Genomic DNA, 17,350 nt, shown 5'->3' on the forward strand with positions numbered 1-17,350 from the left:
TCACGCTCACGGCTGCGGCGGCGCAGACGGACGCGTGGCCTGGCCCGGCGCCGTACCGCTCTTGCCTGGCGCCGACGGCTCTGTACCCGGTGCAGGTTCCGTCACGGGGTCGGAGGGCGGCGCCTTGTGGACTTCAGTACCAGTGGCCGTACCACCAGTCGGTGTCGTCACCGGAGCGGCCGACGGCCCGGTTGCAGGTGCCTGAAAAGCGGATTGTGCTGCAGGCTCGGCCGGCACAACCTGGGGGGCCGGGGGCGCGGGGTCGCTGGAAGCCGGTGCCGGAGGGGAAGAGGGAACGTCATGGGCCGCGGGAGCCGCTGCGGCGGGAGGCAGCGGCAGGTATGGCGCGGCGACATTGGGTCCGCCGATGAACGCCACCACGAGGAGAACGACGTATCCCGCCACGAGCCCGAGGGACCCTAGGCCGAGGAGCTTCACCAGCCGCAGGCGCCGTCCTGATTCATCAACAAAGACCGGCCCGCGCTGTTGCGCGGACCCCGACTGATCGGACGTTTCATCAAAAGCTAGCATCGGGCATCAACCTTAGAGGATCCGCGATCCGCATCCCAAAAAGTATGACCGGGGCCTCATCAGGACCGGGAGCCGGCTTTGGCCTGATAAACCGTGTCGAAACGATCCCGCCCGATGCGTCCGAGCTTTTCGACGGTATGCCAGCTGATGACCGCCACCAGCAGGGTCAGCAGGATGGCCGCCACTGACACGAGCGGCGGCAAATCGGCCGTGGACCCGCCGTTCAGCCAGAGAATGACCACATAATTCCAGAGGTACGCGGCGTAGGAAACGGTGCCCAGCAGCTGCAGCGGTCGCGTCCAGGAAGGCATCGCCTGCGAACGGGAAGCGGCCAGCACCACCAGTACAGCCGCGGCAGCCATGGCCAGCGGGCCTCCCACGAAAAAGAAAGCCGGCGATTCGTTGGCTTTGGGGAAGAACACCAACGATGCCAGGACGACGATCGACCCGAAGAGGCCCGCCTTCCTGAGCCGGGGACCGGAGAACCAGCGGAACACCCGGACCCTGTAGAGGCGCAGCGCCGAACCGACGATCAGCCCGAGGCCCCACGTCGTGGGAAGGGCATAGACCAGGGAATGCAGGTGCGGGGCCAGGATGAGCATCCCCAGCACACTGGCCGTCATCAGCGCGAAGATGACGGCGGCAGACCAGCCGATCAGCCGCCACTGACGGTTTTTCCGCAGGGCGACCACCAGCAGCGCCGGCCAGACCAGGTAGAACTGTTCCTCCACCGCCAGCGTCCAGAGCGGTCCGATGGCCATGCTGACATCGAATGGCAGGGGCAGGTCTTTGAGATAGCCGAAACCGGCAAGGAGTGTGTAGCCGATGATTCCCTTGGAACGGTCCCCCAGGACGTCGGCCGTCAGTTCAACGATGGCATAGATGCCAAGGAAGGAAATGAGTGCGGGCAGCAGCCGGAAGGCCCGGTGCGCATAGAAACGGCCGTAGCGGACTTTCCGGTGCCGTTCGATGTCCCGCAGCAGCACGCCCGTGATCAGGTAGCCGCTCAGCACGAAGAAGACAATGACGCCGACAATGCCGGCACCCTGGAAAAGCCCGGGCCAGGAGTGTCCGAGGAGAACCGCACCAACGGCGGCTCCGCGAAGGACATCCAGGCCGTCCAGCCTCTGGCTCTGCCTATTTTGCCCGGGTTCTTGCCCACCGGCCTGCCTGCTGGCCTTCGCGGCAGTCGGCTTCGCGGCAGTCCCAACCGTTTCTTCAGCTAGCAACGCCAAATGACCTCCGCGGTTTCGATTTTGATGGATTATTCCGGCCGCCGGACCTGATTCCTGGCGCCGCACCTCATCCCATTATCCCCGGTCCAGCTGGATGAAACCTGATTCCGGCCATATGCAATCGAAGGCGCTCCGGGAATTCACTCGTCGTCACCACCTAGGCCTTGGCGCGGCGGTGAATCGACTTGTAGCTTAGGTACGCGTTGAGTCCCTCGATCCCGTATTCGGTGCCCAGTCCGGAGTCGTGCCGGCCGCCGAAGGGTGCCGCGTGGTTGGAGGCGAAGAAGTTGATGCCCACTGAGCCGGTGTCCATCCGGTCCGCCACGGCCAGCGCCGCCTCAGGGTCGCCCCCGAACACCAGGCCGCCCAGGCCGAACTCCGTATTGTTCGCCAGCGCGACGGCCTCCTCAACACTACCGCCGGCGTCGTCGTACTTCAGGATGCAGATGACCGGGCCGAAGATCTCCTCGCGGGAAATGCGCATGTCCGGAGTGACGTCGGCGAACACGGTGGGTTCCACGAAATACCCGCCTTCGAGCCCGGCGCCCAGCGCTGCGGCCCGCCCGCCGGTAGTGGCGCGGGCGCCTTCCGCCAGCCCCGACTCCACGTACTCCAGCACGGTCTTGTACTGGGACTCCGTGGCGCAGGGCCCGAACACCGTGCCCGGGTCCAACGGGTCGCCCTGCTTGCCTGCGGCGATGGTCCGGGTGACCATGTCCACCACGTCCTCGTAGCGGCTGGCCGGGGCCAGGATCCGGGTCGAGATGTAGCAGGTCTGCCCGGTGTTGCGCATGGAGGAACGGATCAGGACCTCGGACATCGCGTCCAGGTCCGCGTCCGGCAGCACAATCGCGCTGGATTTGCCGCCGAGTTCGAGGGTGACGGGGCGCAGCAGCTCGCCGCAGGCCGCCGCGATCTTTCGGCCCACCGGCGTCGAACCCGTGAACGCCACTTTGTCCACGGCAGGGTGCTTCACGAGAGAATCCCCCAGCCGGCCGGAGCCGGTGACGAGGTTGACCACGCCGGCCGGGACGCCGGCCGCGGCCACCGCGTCGATGATCACGCGGAGAGACAGCGGCGTGGGCGACGCCGGTTTGATGACCACCGTGCAGCCGGCCAGCAGCGCCGGCGCCAGCTTGATCACCACTAGGTTGATCGGAAAGTTCCAGGGCGCGATCAGGGCGCACACGCCGATCGGTTCGCGCCGGACCACGGATTCGCCGCCGCCTTTGGGGAAGGCCCGGACGTCCTCGCGCTCCAGGTAGTCGGCGAGGGTCGCGAAGTAGCGGAAGATGCCCGCGGCGTTGGCGGCGGCTCCGGCGGATTCGGAGACCGGAGATCCGTTCTCGCGAGTGTTGGTCAGCGAGAGCTCCTCGGCCCGCTTCTCCACTTCCTCGGCCACGCGCAGGAGGTACGCCGCCCGTTCGGAGGGCGTCAGCCGGGGCCACTCACCGTCGTCGAAAGCCCTGCGGGCGGATCCGACGGCGGCGTCCAGGTCTTCGGGGGTTGCGTCCGGGACGGAGCCCCAGACTTCCCCCGTGGCCGGGTCGGTGACCGGGTTGCGGCCGGTGCCGTGTGCCGGCGTCCAGGCGCCGTCGATGAAAATATCGTCCACATGCGTGTACGGCAGGTTGAGCGCGGCGCGGGCGGCCAGGGCCGGAACGTGCTGCGTTGCCGCGGTCATCGGATGACTGCCGTCTTGAGCAGGGCGGTGGACCGGTTCAGGTCGGCTGCGGCCATGTCGTGGGCGGCCTGCGTGATGAGTTCCGGCACGATTTCCGCGGCCAGCCGGTCGGTGTAGGTGGCCGGGTCCATCTTGAACCAGGTGGAGGCCAGGGCTATTCCGGCCTGGTCGAAGCGCCACAGCCGGTCTGCGTCGCGCATCAACGCGTCTTCCATGGAGTGGGCCACCGGGCGGGTGTCGTGGCCGTCGATGATCGCGCAGACGCGCTCGATGAATTCCGGTGCGTAGCCCAGGTCCGGGAGCACCCGGCGGGCCACGTCGCAGCCCTGCTTCTCATGTTCGTAGCGGATGGCGGCCTTGCGCCAATCCCCCGCGAAGCCCTCGGAGATGATGCGGGACTCGTCCACGTGGGCCCATCCGGTGTCGTGCAGCAGGGTGGCAACACGGACCAGTTCGGCGTCGGCGTCGGGATAGGCTCGGCAGAGCCGCTCGGCGAAGGCTAGCGAGATCGGCAGGTGGATGTCGTTGCCGCGGGTGCGGGTCTCGTGCACCACGGACCGCCAGAGCTGGTCCAGTTCCTCGAGTGCCGCCGGGGTGGTGGCAATCGGGGCGGTGTCCACCGGCCCGGGTGCCGGCACCGGCCGGACCGGGTACGCGGCGGCGAAGTCCGCAGCAGCGCGGTTGGTGCCGGCGTCGGTGACGGCCTCGGCAACCGGGGTCTTGGGGGTGGTCATAATGCTCCTTCGGGGGCCGGCCGGCTGGCTAGCTGTCCGTGGTGATCGTCTTGAGGGGTGTGGCCGGGTCCGCGGCGGCGTCGGCGGGGATGTTCCGGCCTTTGGCGAGGGCGTTCTTGACGGCCATGAAGTCCAGCGGGGCGTTGACGCAGTCCGCGGCGATGACCTGGCCCCGGCGGTAGTAGAGGACGCTGAATTTTCCGCGTTCCTCGTCGCTCCGCAGCACGGTACGGTCGTAGCCGTTGCAGAGCCCGGCGATCTGGAGTTTGAGGTCAGCCTGGTTGGACCAGAACCACGGGATGCCGGCGTATTCCTCGCGCCTCCCGGTGAGCGAGTAAGCGGCAACCTTGGCGTGTTCGATCGCGTTGTTGACGCTTTCGAGCCGGATGCGCTCGCCGGGTTCCGCGCCGGGCACCGGGTTGGGCATGTTGGCGCAGTCGCCGATGGCCACCGTGGTGCCGTCCGAGGCCAACGCGTAGCGGTCCACGACGATGCCGTTGTCCACGGTCAGGCCCAGCTGTTCGGCCAGTTGGGTGTTGGGGATGACCCCGATGCCCACCAGAACGATCTGAGCGGGCAGCAACGTGCCGTCCTGAAGTTCGACGCCGGCGACTGACCTCCCGCCGTCAGTCGCGGTCAAGCGCGCAGCACTCGTGTTGAGCCGGATGTCCAGGCCTCGGGCGCGGTGGGCCTGGAGGAAGTACTCGGCAGTTTCCTCGCCGACAGCGCGGCCCACCAGCCGCGGGCCGAATTCCAGCACGGTGACGTTCTTGCCCATCTTCTGCAGGCTGGACGCGGCTTCGAGGCCGATGAACCCGCCGCCGATCACCACGACGTCCTGCGCGTCCCCCACCCGGGCCTTGAGCGCCAGGGCGTCGTCGGCGTTGCGAAGGTACAGCACGCCGTCGAGGTCGCCCCCGTCGATCTCCAGCTTGCGGGCGCGGGCGCCCACGGTGAGGGCGAGCCGTTTAAACGGGAAGTGCCTCCCCGAGGAAGCGTGCGCGATGCCCGAGCCGTCCGCGTCCCTGTCGATCCGGACGATATATTCGCCTTTGACGAGGTCCACGTTGTGCTCAGCCCAGTACTCGTTGGAGCGGAAGATCAAGGATTCGCTCTCCACCGTCCCCTGCAGGAACTCCTTGGACAGTGCCGGGCGCTGGTAGGGGCGGTGGTCCTCGTCGCCGAGCAGGGTGATGTGCTCGTCGAAACCGAGCGCGCGGAGGGAGACGGCGAGCTGGACACCGGACTGGCTCGCGCCGATGATCAGCAGTCCGGTGCGCGTGGGAACGCTTAGGTCCGCGACGGGGGCCGGCTGCTCGGCAGTGTGAGTACCCATCGCTACACCTGGGTTTCCGGGGTGGTGACAAACAGGTCGAGCTCATCCGTCAGCCGGAGCTGGCAGGACAGCCGCGAATTGTCTTCGCGGTCCACGGCGGTGCCGTAGAGCATCTCGTCCTCCATGTCCTCCATCGGGGGAAGCTTCGACAGGCAGTCCTCGCGGACAAAGACGTGGCAGGTGGCGCAGGACAGTGATCCGCCGCATTCGGCCACGATGCCGGGGACGCCGTTGCGCACCGCGGTTTCCATGACGGAGTCGCCGGGATTGCCCTGGACGTCGCGGACCTCGCCCTCGGCGTCGGTGAAATGAACCGTTGGCATTGGTTCTCCTTGGGGTTGAAAGCGGAAAGTTGGTAAAGGGGCAGAGTCAGATGAACTGGCGGCCGCCGTCGACCACCATGGTCTGCCCCGTGTAGTAGGAACTGTCCGGCCCGGCCAGGAACAGCGCGGCGCCCACGATGTCCTCCGGCTGGCTGGCGCGTTTGATGGCACCGCGGTCCACGCCGTAGTTTTCGGCGTTCTCCATCAGCCCGTAGCTGGCCTCGGTGAGGGTGAAGCCGGGGGCGATCGCGTTGACCGTGATCCCGCGCCGGCCCAGTTCCTTGGCCATCACCCGGGTCAGGGCCACCACGCCGCCCTTGGAGGCGACGTAGTGCAGCCACTGCTCCGAGCCGCTGAAGATCGTGGCGCTGGAGAGGTTAATGACGCGTCCGCCCTCGGGCAGGTAGGGACTGGCGGCGCGGGTCACCAGCCAGGGGCCCTTGAGGTTCACGTTCATGACCAGGTCCCATTCGGCCGGGTCGATGTCCTCGAACGGGCTCCGGGTCACCCCCGCGTAGACAGCGGCGTTGTTGAGTACGACGTCGATACTTCCGTTGCCGAAGTCCGCGCAGCTTTTGGCGAGGTCCTCGGTGGACTCCACGCTGGTGACATCCGCTGAGAAGGCGGCTGCTTCGCCGCCGGCTTCGCGGACCAGTTTCGCCGTCTGTTCGGCGCCTTCGACGTTGATGTCGGCCACCGCCACCCGGTAGCCGCGGCCGGCAAAGCCGAGCGCGAACGCCCGGCCCAGCCCGCCGGCGGCACCGGTGATCAGGACGGTTTTCCCTGCTTCAGGCATGGTCACGTCAGACATGGCTGTGGGCGTGCGCGCCGGGACCCGCGGCCAGGAGTTCCGGTTCCAGCGCGTCGAGGATCTGGACTGTGCCCTTGGTGCCGTCGACCCGCAGCCGCTGGCCGGTCTTGATGGTGGTGGACGCCGAGCCGGTCCCGGTGACGGCCGGAAGACCGTACTCGCGGCAGACGATCGCCGCGTGGCTCATCATGCCGCCGATGTCCGTCACCGTGGCCTTGATCTTGCCGAAGATCGGGCCCCAGGACGGGGCCGTAACGGTTGCCACAAGGATCTCGCCCTGTTGCACCTCGGAGAGCTGGTCGGCATCGGTGACGACGCGGGCCAGTCCCTCAACGACGCCGGGCGAGGCCGCCATGCCGCGCAGTCCGCCGCCTTCCACCGCTTCGCCGGCACCCAGCCACTGCTGGACCTGCTCGGTGGTGATGCCCCAGAGCATCCGGGTGAAGGGTTCGGTGATGGACTCCGGCGGCGTGTTCAGCGCGGGGGCCGGCCGGGCGGTCTTAAGCGCATCCACGATGCCGCGCCTGCGTTCGATTTCCTCCGGCCAGAAGTCCGGGCCGATGGGCCTGGCTCCGACGCCCCAGCCGGTGACCATGTCAAAGAGCGCGTCGCGGACCTCGTTGCGGCCCAGGTACAGCAGGTCGTCGGGTTCGGTCCAGAAGCCTTCGGCCTGCATCATGCGGCTGAGCTCGCGGATCTTGCGCCAGAAGACGCCCATGGTCCAGTGCTCGATGTAGAAGTTGTGGTTCTCCACGTACGGGTAGGCGGTGGCGGCAAGCCCTCGCTTGGCGTCGAAGAGCGCCTGGTTTTCGCCTTCCAGCAGGTCCCGGTATTCCTCGATGATGCGGTCGCGTTCGATGATCAGGGCCTCGACCGGCCGCATGATTACCTGGCCCTCGTCCACGCGGCGGATGTAGTCAGCGATGTAGCCGAGCGGGATTTCCTGGTGTTCGTTCCAGTACTTGTCGTGGCCGTAGAAGCCGTTGCCCACGGTGAAGTTGAACCACGGGTCCTTGGCACCTTCATACTGCTTGATCCAGCGTTCCCCGCCCGGTGCGGCGGCGACGGCACCCAAGGTGGCATCGACGTCGTCCGTGTTCTTGAAGTGTCCCTGCAGCTGAAGTTCGACGGCGAGCTTCGCGAGCTGCTTGAGTTCGTCGTCCGGGCGGAACAGCTCCATGTCCACGCCCTGCACCATGGTGGCGATGGACTGGTCCGGGATGTTGGGGAAGACTTGCTTGCAGAAGTTGAAGAAGTCCAGGTAGGCGATGTACCCCAGGTTCAGGAACTCGAAGTGGTACTGCCAGTTCTGGTACGCGAGCTGGATGAGGCGGTCGTAGCTTTCCAGCAGCTTCTCGGACCCGTCTTTGCCCTTGCCGGAGAGGATATCCTCCATCGGGACCATGTCCGGGAGCTTGGGGAAGGAGATGGTTTCCATCTCGTCGATGGTGCCCTTGACCTTGACGTGCCACTCCTTAAGCAGCTGGTCCCAGTTCTGGAAGTAGTGGCCCACCCGCTGTTCGAACAGGGGCACCCGCGCGGCGATCTGGTCCTCCGGCACCGGGATTGGCGACATGTAGAGGTAGCCCAGGTGGATGCGGAACTCGATGCCGTTGGCGTTGGGGATCATCAGGTGCCGGGCGTTGTACTGGCCCAGGCACTTGACCGCGAATTCGCCGCCGATCGTCTCGAAGGGCTTGAACACGGTGGGCCAGTGCTGGCTGTCGCAGAACCAGAACTTGGCGTCTTCCTGTTCCTTGAGCTTGTCCTGGAAGACCAGGTAGTACGGGTAGATCTTTTCCCAGCCCTCTGCGCCGGCGGGGACCGGGAGCTCGGACGGTTTGGGGAAGGACTTCAGGGACATGGCGGTCCTTTCAGGTGGGCTCGACGGTGAGCCTTGGTTGGGTGGAGCCTGGTGCGTGCAGCTGTGGGCGTGGAGTTCTAGGCGGACGGCTTGAGTGTGCCGGCACTGAATCCGCTGAAGTAGCCGGCGACGACCGGCTGCGGGGCGGTGTGCGTGGCCGGTTTGGAGGAGTGCACGGTTTCGGGGCGGGACTGCAGCAGGAGCAGGTTTTCGCCGTCGGGCAGGTCCGTGTCCAGGGCCCATTCGATGTCCTGCGGGCACTTGTAGTGTTTCTCCGCACGCTTGGCCATCTGAGCGACGGCGGTGAGTTCGGCGTCGGTGAGGCTCCGGCGGCCGCGGCGCTCAGCGGAGACCTCCCGTTCCACCAGGCGGCCGGCAGCGGTGTCCGGGACGAGCTCGGCGTGCTTGTCGCCGAGGTGTTCGGAGATGACGGCCAGGGTGACCTTGTCCAGCATGATGTTGTCCGGGGTGACCTGGCCGGAGACCACCATCTCCCCCACCCCGTAGGAGGAGTCGATGGTGATCTTGGAGCGGTCGCCGTTGGTGGGGTCCATGGTGATGGCGACGCCGGAGACTCGGGCATTGACCATCTTCTGTACCACGACGGCCATGGACAGGCCCTCGTTGGGGATGTTGTTCTTGAGCCGGTAGATGATGGCGCGGGAGGTGAAGAGTGAGGCCCAGCACTGCCGGATGTGCTCGGTGACGGCCTTGACGCCGTCGAGCCAGAGGTAGGTGTCCTGCTGGCCGGCGAAGGAGGCATCCGGAAGGTCCTCGGCCGTGGCGCTGGAGCGTACGGCCACCGGGACCGGCACGTCGAAGCGGGACATCAGGGACTCGTAGGCCGTGATGGTGAGCTCGCGCAGGGCCGGCGGCACGGAGCGGGAGCGGATGTCCTCACGGATGGCAGCCGAGACTTTGTCCACCTGGGCCATGTCCTCGGGGTCGAGCCCGGCAAGGAGCTCGTGGATGTCCCGGGTGATGCCCGCTTCCTCCATAAAGGCGTCGAACTGCGCCGTGGTGACCACGAAGCCTGGCGGGACGGGCATGCCGGCCGCCGTCATCGTGACCAGGGAGGCGCCCTTGCCGCCGAGATTTTCGAGCTTCGGTTCGATGCCGCCGTCGAAGAACTGGACGAATTCGTTGCTTTGCATATTTCTCAGGCCTTCCAGCTGACGGGGACGGACTCGGGGACGCGGAAGGAAAGGTTTTCGCGGAAGGCGATGGCTTCCGGGGCCTCCAACTGCAATTCCGGAGCGAGCCGGGCCACTTCCTCGAGTGCGATTTTGGCCTGGAGCTTGGCGAGCATGTTGCCCAGGCAGTAGTGGATACCAAACCCGAAGGAAAGGTGCTCGCGGGCATTCGGACGGGTGATGTCGAAGTCTTCACCGTCGTTGAACTTGTTCGCGTCGCGGTTGGCGGAGCCCATCAGCAGCAGCAGCTGCGCGCCTTCTTCGATCGCAACGCCGCCCACTTCAGTGTCTTTAAGGGCCTTGCGACGCCAGCCGACGATCGAGCCGGCGTAGCGGAGGACCTCGTCGATGGCGGCGGGGATCTTTTTGCGGTCCTCGACGAGCTGCTTCCACTGTTCCGGGCGGGCCAGGAGCTCGCGGAGTGCGTTGGAGATCAGCGTGGTGGTGGTCTCGTGGCCGGCGAAGAGCAGGCTGTAGAGGACAGAGGCGATCTCGTGGTCGGAGATTTCGGCACCTTCCTGCTGCGACTTCACCAGGTCCGCGGTCAGGTTGTCGCCGCCTTGCTCGTGGGCCACCCTGACCAGGCGGAGGCATTCCTGCCAGTACTCCACGAGGTTGTGGGCGTGCGGGATCTGTTCCTCATCTGTGAGGTCGCCCCAGGTCATCGCGGCGCGGGAATCGCTCCAGCGCTTGAAGGTGTCCACCTGCGAAACGTCCGCGCCGATCAGGGTGAGGATGGTGATGGTGGGGACGTCGTAGGCGAGGTCCTTGACCATGTCGCCGCGGTGTTCCGGGCGGGCCAGCATCTTCTCGAGCAGTTCGACGACGTTCTGCCGGATGAAGGGTTCCAGCGCCTTGTAGCGGCGGGGCGTGAAAGCCTTCTGCACCACGGCGCGGATGCGCGTGTGCTCCGGCGGGCGGCGGGCGGACAGGCCGGAGTAGGCGGTGAAGCCGCCGTCTTCCATGACCTTCTTCGCTGCAGCGCCGCGTTCGCGGACGGGGGCCTGGGCGTTTTCGCTGGAGAAGGTCTCCCAGTCCTCGAAAACGGCCTTGATGTCGTCATAGCGGGAGACGACAAAGAGGCCGACGCGTTCGTCGAACATGACGGGCTGCTCGGCCCGGAGTTCAGCGTAGGCGGGGAAGGGATCCTTCATCTGGAACGGCTCGTAGCCGTGGTGCCCGGCGGGGGCTTCGGCGCCGTGGCCAAAGGGACAGCGGCCGGCCGTTTCAGTCGACGATGACATCTGGGCTCCTTGGTTTTCGGTCCCGCCGGCGGCGTCAGTGCCTGCCGGGGGTTTCTTGTTCACCAGTGTGGCCCCGATCACCATCCGCGGACAGCATTGTCTTCCACTCAGTGGAAACCAGTTAATTCCAGCCCCTGCGGGCCGGGATCCGGCTCAGTCCGTGCCGTCGACGTGGCTGCCCAGCAGCGTTTCCAGCGGGATCCGGGCTGTGGCTCGCTCAATCTGGGCGGCGATGCCCCGCAGGACAGGCAGGTGCCGGGTCATCGTGGAGGCCTGGGTGGTGGGCAGCACGAGCCCGATCGACGCCCCGATCCTGCCGGTATGGAAGACCGGGACGGCGATCGAGCAGGAGCCCAGCCGGACTTCCTCCAGGGTGGTGGCGTAGCCCTGCTCATGGATTTGGCCTAGCTCCTCGGCCAGCTTCCTGGGATCCACGTGGGTGTGCGCGGTATGCCGCTCCAGCTGCCGGTTCAGGTAGGCGTCCCGGACCCAGTCCTCCTCAAAAGCGAGGAGGACCTTGCCGACAGCAGTCGCGTGCATGGGCAGCCTGCCGCCGACCCGGCCGGCGCGGGGCACCCGCTTCGAACCGTAGACGCGGTCGATGTACAGCACCTCATGGCCGGCCCGGACCGCCAGGTGCGCGGTTTCACCGGTGAGCGAGAAGAGGTCCTGAACGTAGGGCCGGGCCGCGTCCCGGAGCTGCCGCCCGGTGTTCTGGGCGAGTTCCCAGAGCCGGATGCCGAGCTGGTAGCGGCCGTTGGGCTCACGGGAAAGGAGTCCCCAGTCCGTGAGCTCGTTGACCAGCCGGTGTGCGGTGCTCAGGGGCAGCCCCGATTTTTCGCCGATGTCGGTCAGGCTAAGAGCACCCCGGGATTTTTCGAAGGCTTCCAGGATGGATAAGACCTTCGAGGTCACGGTCCTGCCGGGTTCGCGGCTGCCGCCCGCCATCGTGGCTCCTTCTCCGGTCCGTGCCCCTGCTCTGCATCCTCTGGGCCGCTTCCCGGCAGCCCGATCAGAGTCTAGCCTGCAGTTCAGGGCATCCTTGCCCAGTGGCCTTGCGGCAGCCCCCGGCCTGAGTAGATTTGCCTTACACGGGGTTTCCACCTGTTCCACTACACCGGAGGCGGCCATGACAAGCGATGGACCTGTGCTGGTGGTTGGCGGCACCGGCATGCTCGGAAGCCAGGTGGTGTGGCAGCTCTTGTCAGCGGGAAAGCAGGTCCGCGCCCTGGTGCGTCCGGGGTCCGACGGCACGCGCCTCGAAGCCGCCGGTGCCACTATCGCCCGGGGCGACATGATGGACCTTGACTCCCTGGTCCGGGCGATGGACGGTGCCGATAGCGTGATCACCTCGGCTGCCGGCTATACACGGCACAGCAAGGGCGACACCCCGGAGATCGACACCATGGGCAACAGCAACCTCGCCGAAGCCGCCAGCCGGACCCGGGTGCGCAGATTCGTGCTGACGAGCATCCTCACATGTGACCAGACGCCTGACGTCCCGCACTTCTGGCATAAGAAGCTGGCCGAGGACCGGCTCGAGCAACTGGGCGTCCCGTTCGTGGCGCTGCGTCCGGGCGCCTTCCTGGACCAGGTCACCCGGTTTGGCGGCGATCCGTTCAGCAAAGGGCGCCTCACCTGGCTCGGGTCCGCGAATGTTCCGTTGACCTTCGTCCTCTCATCCGACCTGGCCGGTTACCTCGCTGCCGCCACGGAATTGTCCGGAGTCGAAGGCCAGCGCATCGATATCGGCTGGGACCGGCCTGTCAGCATGCAGGACGTTGCTGATATTTCAGGCCGGCTCCTCGGCAAGCGCATCCGGGTCCGGGCCATCCCCGGCAGGCTAATCCGGGCCGTTGGTACGGCCCTCGGGCCGGTCAACCCCATGGTCAAGGACTTGGGAGCCATGACCGCCTGGTTCGAGTCCGGCCGCTACGTTGCTGACACCAGCCGGCAGCGCGAAGTCTTTGGCGCGCTGCCCACCGCCGAAGAGGCCATTACCCGCCTCATCAAGGGCCTCGGGCACGCGGTGAGCCGCTAATTGGCTTAGCAAGGTCAAAAAGGCGCGATGACGACGGCGGAGGAACCGCCGTCGTCATCCCTTTCACTCCTGCTCTGCAGTCCGGGGGCGGTTCTACAGTCCGCGGACGGGCACGCTGAGCACGTCGTCTATGCTTCCCAGGACCCGGTCCGTGACTTCCTCGATTCCGCCGATCCCGTCCACCTGCGTGAGGATCCCGCGCTCCGCATACTGGGCCACCACGGCCTCCGTCTGCTGGTGGTACAGGTCCAGCCGGTGGCGGATGACGCCTTCGTTGTCGTCGCTCCGGCCGGTTTCCCTGGCCCGTCCCAGCAGGCGGGTCACCAGTTCCTCGTCGTCCGCTGTCAGCTGGAGAACCACGCTGAGTGCCTGACTGGAAGCCGCGAGGATGCCGTCGAGGTACTCCACCTGTGCGACAGTGCGGGGATAACCATCCAGCAGGAAGCCCTCCTTGCCGTCGGCCTGGCTGAGCCGGTCCCGGACCATTTCGTTCGTGACGCTGTCCGGCACGAAGTCTCCGTTATCCATATATTTCCGGGCCTCAACACCGAGCGGCGTGCCGCCCTTAACGTTGGCGCGGAAGATGTCGCCGGTTGAGATCGCCACCACGCCGAGGCGTTCGGAAATCCGTTCCGCCTGCGTTCCCTTGCCGGAACCGGGCGGACCAATAATCAGCATTCTCGTCATTCGGTATTCCTTTGCTGGCTATATGGACGTCTTCGTCCTGGCCCGATGCTCCTGACCCGACGCTTGCGGCCGGGCTGCATCGGCGCCTCACTGCAGAGTACGACGGCGGAGGATCCCCGCCGTCGTACTCTGCCCTTTTGTGCTGTTACCGGTAGTGATGATGCAGTGAGCGGCAGCGCTGAGGCACCCCGCACACTTTGGACCCCGGACTCGTTGTCACCGGGGTTCGGGCGTTTCGCCGTTCGCGACCGCCTCGATCCAGTCGACGGCCTCGTCCGAGAAATGGAAACCCGAAGGACCGCTCTGACCGACCCACCAGGCATCGCCGGCAACATCGCCTCCGGCGTTGGTGATCTCAGCGACCACCTCCGCCGGAACCGCGTCGCCGTTGTTCGCAATAAGCCATTCCCTGGCCGAGGGTTTCAGCCGCGGCCACCATTGCTCCATAGTCATGGCCGCAGTCTGCCACTTCGGCGGCAATTGCACGACCGTGCCGCGGAGCCGGTTCCCAGCTAGAACGCGCGGAGGATGTCTTCGACGCGTTGTTTGGCGTCGCCGAAGAGCATCTGGGAGTTGTCGCGGAAGAACAGGGGGTTCTGGACGCCGGCGTAGCCTGCGGCCATGGACCTCTTGAACACCACGACGTTGTCCGCTTCCCACACCCGCAGCACCGGCATACCGGCGATCGGGCTGGACGGGTCTTCGGCCGCGGCGGGGTTGACGGTGTCGTTCGCCCCGATCACCAGTACCACCGAGGTCCCGTCAAGGTCGTCGTTGATCTCATCCATTTCCAGGACGATGTCGTAGGGAACTTTTGCCTCGGCGAGGAGCACGTTCATGTGCCCGGGCAGGCGCCCGGCAACGGGGTGGATGCCGAACCGGACGTTCACGCCGCGTTCCCGTAGCTGGTGCGCCAGTTCGGCGACGGGGTACTGGGCCTGTGCGACGGCCATGCCGTATCCGGGAGTGATGACGACGGACGAGGCATTCGTCAACATGTCCGCGGTTGCCTGGGCGGTGATTTCGCGGTGCTCGCCGTAGTCCGCGTCCGCCGCCGCGGGCGCGGCGATCCCGAAGCCGCCGGCGATCACGGAGATGAAGGACCGGTTCATGGCCTTGCACATGATGTAGGACAGGTAGGCACCGGAGGAGCCGACCAGGGCGCCGGTGATGATGAGCAGGTCGTTGTTGAGCAGGAAGCCCGCTGCTGCCGCGGCCCAGCCGGAGTAGCTGTTGAGCATGGACACAACCACCGGCATGTCCCCGCCGCCGATGGAGGCCACCAGGTGCCAGCCCAGCCCCAGGGCCAGGATGGTGACAACAATCAGGAGCCACAGCTGGGAGTCGTTGACGTACCAGACCGTCAGGGCGATGAACCCGGCGAGGGCGCCGAGGTTGATCGCGTTCTTCCCCGGCAGCATCAGCGGTGAGGACTTCATCCGGGCCGAGAGTTTCAGGAACGCCACGATCGAGCCGGTGAAGGTCACCGCGCCGATGAAGACGCCGATGAACACCTCGGCATGATGGACGGCCATCAGGTCCGGGGACAGCGCGGGGGCTTCGAGGTGCCCGTTCCAGCCGACCAGCACCGCGGCCAGGCCAACGAAGCTGTGCAGCAGGGCGATGAGTTCGGGCATGCCCGTCATTTCCACCACACGGGCGCGCCAGAGCCCGATGGCACCGCCGACCAGCACCGCGGCCAGGAGCAGGACCAGTCCGGTCAGGCCGTGGCCGGTGCCCCAGGCGCCCTGCAGGGTCAGCCAGACGGTGGCCGCCAGTGCGATGACCATCCCGGCAATGCCGTAGATGACCCCTGCCCGTGCCTTTTCATGCTTGCTCAGCCCGGCAAGGCTGAGGATGAACAGCAGGGCTGCGACGATGTAGGCCGCCCCCGCGATGGAGTCGGCGGTCAACGGACCGGAGACGGAGTCAGACACAGTAAAGCTCCTCGTTAAGATTCCTGCTGCTGCTTCGGGTACGGCGCTCATGAACGTGCCTTGTCACCGCGGGAGAACATGGCGAGCATGCGCCGGGTGACGGCGAAGCCGCCGAAGATGTTGATGCTGGCCAGCAGGACCGCGACTGCGGCGAGAACCTGCATGACGGGGTTCTCGGAGGTGACCTGCAGCAGGGCACCGACGACGATGATCCCTGAAATGGCGTTGGTGACCGACATCAGCGGGGTGTGCAGGGCATGGTGGACCTTCCCGATGACGTAGAAACCCACGACGACCGAGAGCATCAGCACCGTGAAATGCTGCGGCAGCGGCGCCGGCGCAACCGCGCTGACCACAAACAACGCAGCGATGCCAGCGGCAAAAAGTCCGGCCTTACCGGCGGCGCTGAGGCCTTCCTTCTTCTTCGGCGCAGTGCTTTCCGCGGCCGGGCTCTGCGTCCGGGCCGCGGGTGCGGCGGAAACCTGGACCGGCGGCGGCGGCCAGGTCTTCTCCCCGTTACGCACCACGGTCACGGAGCGCTGCACCACGTCGTCGAAGTCGATCCGCAGCTGGCCGTCCTTGTCCTTGGTCAGGAGCTTGAGGAGGTTCAGCATGTTGGTCCCGTACAGCTGGGAGGCCTGGGCCGGCAACCGGGCCGGAAGGTCCGTGTAACCGAGGATCACCACACCGTTCTCCGTGACCACGCGTTCCCCGGCGACCGAGCCTTCCACGTTCCCGCCCTGCCCGGCAGCCATGTCAACGATCACGCTGCCCGACTTCATGCCGGCCACGTCCTCGGCCGTGAGCAGCTTCGGCGCAGGACGCCCCGGAATGAGGGCCGTGGTGATAATGATGTCCACGTCCCGGGCCTGCTCGGAGTAGATCTCGGCTGCGCGGGCGTTGTACGCCTCGGACGTGGCCTTGGCGTACCCGTCGGCGGACTTCATCTCCTCGTCGACCTCAACCTTGAGGTAGGTCCCGCCGATGGATTTCACCTGATCGGCCACCTCGGGCCGCGGGTCGGTCGCACGGACGATCGCACCCAGGCTGCTGGCCGCGCCAATGGCTGCGAGGCCCGCGACCCCGGCACCGGCCACCAGGACCTTCGCCGGCGGAACCTTGCCGGCCGCGGTCACCTGACCGGTGAAGAACCGGCCGAATTCGTGGGCTGCCTCGATCACGGCACGGTAGCCGGCAATGTTCGCCATTGAACTGAGCACATCCATCGACTGCGCCCGCGAGATACGGGGCACGGCATCCAAGGCAAGCGCCGTGATCGGCCGCGCGGCCAGGGCCTCCACCAGCTCCGGACGCAGTGCCGGGCTCAGCGACCCGATCAGCGTGGCGCCGTCGGCCAGGCGGCCGATCTCCTCCTCAGTGGGCGGATTGATCCGCAGCACCACGTCACTGCCCCACGCCTCATCGGCGCCCACAATCAGCGCACCCGCTGCCTCGTAGGCGTCGTCACGGAATGACGCGGACTCGCCCGCACCCTTCTCGACCACAACTTCGTAGCCCAACCCCAACAACTGCACGACGGTGGCAGGCGTCGCCGCCACCCTCGTCTCGCGACCCAACTCGGCCACAATGCCAATACGTGTCACGTTCACTCTCCCTCATCCATACAAAAAGCCCGGGGCGCGATTCCGCCGCCGGGCAAACCACCGTTGGTTCATTTCTTCAGGGACCCTTCAGACGGAGCTTCGTCTATCAAAGCTGGACCCGTCTGT

At 66.4% G+C, this 17,350-nt stretch carries 16 protein-coding genes; 1 reads left to right on the plus strand and 15 read right to left on the minus strand.

Going from position 1 to position 17,350, the window contains the following annotated elements; translation table 11 throughout:
- Nucleotides 1-6: 6 nt before the first annotated feature.
- The 11 genes from ASF98_RS24330 to ASF98_RS20815 all read right to left on the minus strand — a co-directional run bounded on the left by ASF98_RS24330 (nucleotide 7) and on the right by ASF98_RS20815 (nucleotide 11,903).
- Nucleotides 7-531 carry a hypothetical protein gene (locus ASF98_RS24330; protein WP_156372494.1) on the minus strand — a complete coding sequence of 175 codons (525 nt, stop codon included), beginning with the start codon at nucleotides 529-531 and terminating at the stop codon, nucleotides 7-9.
- Nucleotides 532-590: 59 nt separating this feature from the next.
- Nucleotides 591-1,766 carry an acyltransferase family protein gene (locus ASF98_RS20770; protein WP_235506103.1) on the minus strand — a complete coding sequence of 392 codons (1,176 nt, stop codon included), beginning with the start codon at nucleotides 1,764-1,766 and terminating at the stop codon, nucleotides 591-593.
- A 157-nt stretch (nucleotides 1,767-1,923) separates the two neighbouring features.
- Nucleotides 1,924-3,450, minus strand: a complete 1,527-nt coding sequence (locus tag ASF98_RS20775) for an aldehyde dehydrogenase family protein (RefSeq protein ID WP_055806159.1) — start codon at nucleotides 3,448-3,450, stop codon at nucleotides 1,924-1,926.
- Complete coding sequence (locus tag ASF98_RS20780) at nucleotides 3,447-4,184, minus strand: HD domain-containing protein (protein WP_055806163.1); 738 nt, start codon at nucleotides 4,182-4,184, stop codon at nucleotides 3,447-3,449. Before ASF98_RS20780 ends, ASF98_RS20775 begins: the two co-directional genes overlap by 4 nt.
- A 28-nt stretch (nucleotides 4,185-4,212) precedes the next feature.
- A complete protein-coding gene (locus ASF98_RS20785) occupies nucleotides 4,213-5,520 on the minus strand; it encodes an NAD(P)/FAD-dependent oxidoreductase (protein ID WP_055806166.1) in 1,308 nt (435 codons plus the stop codon).
- Nucleotides 5,521-5,522: 2 nt separating this feature from the next.
- Entirely contained in the window at nucleotides 5,523-5,843 is a 321-nt protein-coding gene (locus ASF98_RS20790) for a 2Fe-2S iron-sulfur cluster-binding protein (protein WP_028269398.1), read from the minus strand.
- Between the two features lie 46 nt (nucleotides 5,844-5,889).
- Entirely contained in the window at nucleotides 5,890-6,654 is a 765-nt protein-coding gene (locus ASF98_RS20795; protein ID WP_055806169.1) for an SDR family NAD(P)-dependent oxidoreductase, read from the minus strand.
- Nucleotides 6,647-8,518, minus strand: coding sequence for a PEP-utilizing enzyme (locus tag ASF98_RS20800; protein WP_055806173.1), 1,872 nt, complete (start codon nucleotides 8,516-8,518; stop codon nucleotides 6,647-6,649). Before ASF98_RS20800 ends, ASF98_RS20795 begins: the two co-directional genes overlap by 8 nt.
- 77 nt (nucleotides 8,519-8,595) lie before the next feature.
- Nucleotides 8,596-9,672 carry a PEP/pyruvate-binding domain-containing protein gene (locus tag ASF98_RS20805; RefSeq protein WP_055806176.1) on the minus strand — a complete coding sequence of 359 codons (1,077 nt, stop codon included), beginning with the start codon at nucleotides 9,670-9,672 and terminating at the stop codon, nucleotides 8,596-8,598.
- Between the two features lie 5 nt (nucleotides 9,673-9,677).
- Nucleotides 9,678-10,955, minus strand: coding sequence for a cytochrome P450 (locus tag ASF98_RS20810; RefSeq protein ID WP_055806675.1), 1,278 nt, complete (start codon nucleotides 10,953-10,955; stop codon nucleotides 9,678-9,680).
- A 153-nt stretch (nucleotides 10,956-11,108) separates the two neighbouring features.
- Nucleotides 11,109-11,903 (minus strand): IclR family transcriptional regulator, encoded by a 795-nt coding sequence (locus ASF98_RS20815; protein ID WP_055806178.1) that lies wholly within the window; start codon nucleotides 11,901-11,903, stop codon nucleotides 11,109-11,111.
- A gap of 181 nt (nucleotides 11,904-12,084) precedes the next feature.
- On the opposite strand from ASF98_RS20815, the gene ASF98_RS20820 reads away from it, so the two are divergent.
- Nucleotides 12,085-12,996, plus strand: coding sequence for an SDR family oxidoreductase (locus ASF98_RS20820; protein ID WP_055806181.1), 912 nt, complete (start codon nucleotides 12,085-12,087; stop codon nucleotides 12,994-12,996).
- Nucleotides 12,997-13,089: 93 nt separating this feature from the next.
- Here the strand turns inward: ASF98_RS20820 and ASF98_RS20825 are convergent, their stop codons facing one another.
- From ASF98_RS20825 to ASF98_RS20840, 4 genes are all read right to left on the minus strand, one after another.
- Nucleotides 13,090-13,674, minus strand: a complete 585-nt coding sequence (locus tag ASF98_RS20825; protein WP_200939428.1) for an adenylate kinase — start codon at nucleotides 13,672-13,674, stop codon at nucleotides 13,090-13,092.
- 225 nt (nucleotides 13,675-13,899) lie between these two features.
- Nucleotides 13,900-14,136 (minus strand): hypothetical protein, encoded by a 237-nt coding sequence (locus ASF98_RS20830; RefSeq protein WP_055806189.1) that lies wholly within the window; start codon nucleotides 14,134-14,136, stop codon nucleotides 13,900-13,902.
- A 59-nt stretch (nucleotides 14,137-14,195) separates the two neighbouring features.
- A complete protein-coding gene (gene pntB / locus ASF98_RS20835) occupies nucleotides 14,196-15,671 on the minus strand; it encodes a Re/Si-specific NAD(P)(+) transhydrogenase subunit beta (RefSeq protein WP_235506104.1) in 1,476 nt (491 codons plus the stop codon).
- Nucleotides 15,668-17,224, minus strand: a complete 1,557-nt coding sequence (locus ASF98_RS20840; RefSeq protein WP_055806678.1) for a Re/Si-specific NAD(P)(+) transhydrogenase subunit alpha — start codon at nucleotides 17,222-17,224, stop codon at nucleotides 15,668-15,670. Before ASF98_RS20840 ends, pntB begins: the two co-directional genes overlap by 4 nt.
- Between the last annotated feature and the right edge of the window lie 126 nt (nucleotides 17,225-17,350).

The organism is Arthrobacter sp. Leaf337 (assembly GCF_001423745.1).
In the GTDB taxonomy this organism is placed as follows: Bacteria; Actinomycetota; Actinomycetes; order Actinomycetales; family Micrococcaceae; genus Arthrobacter.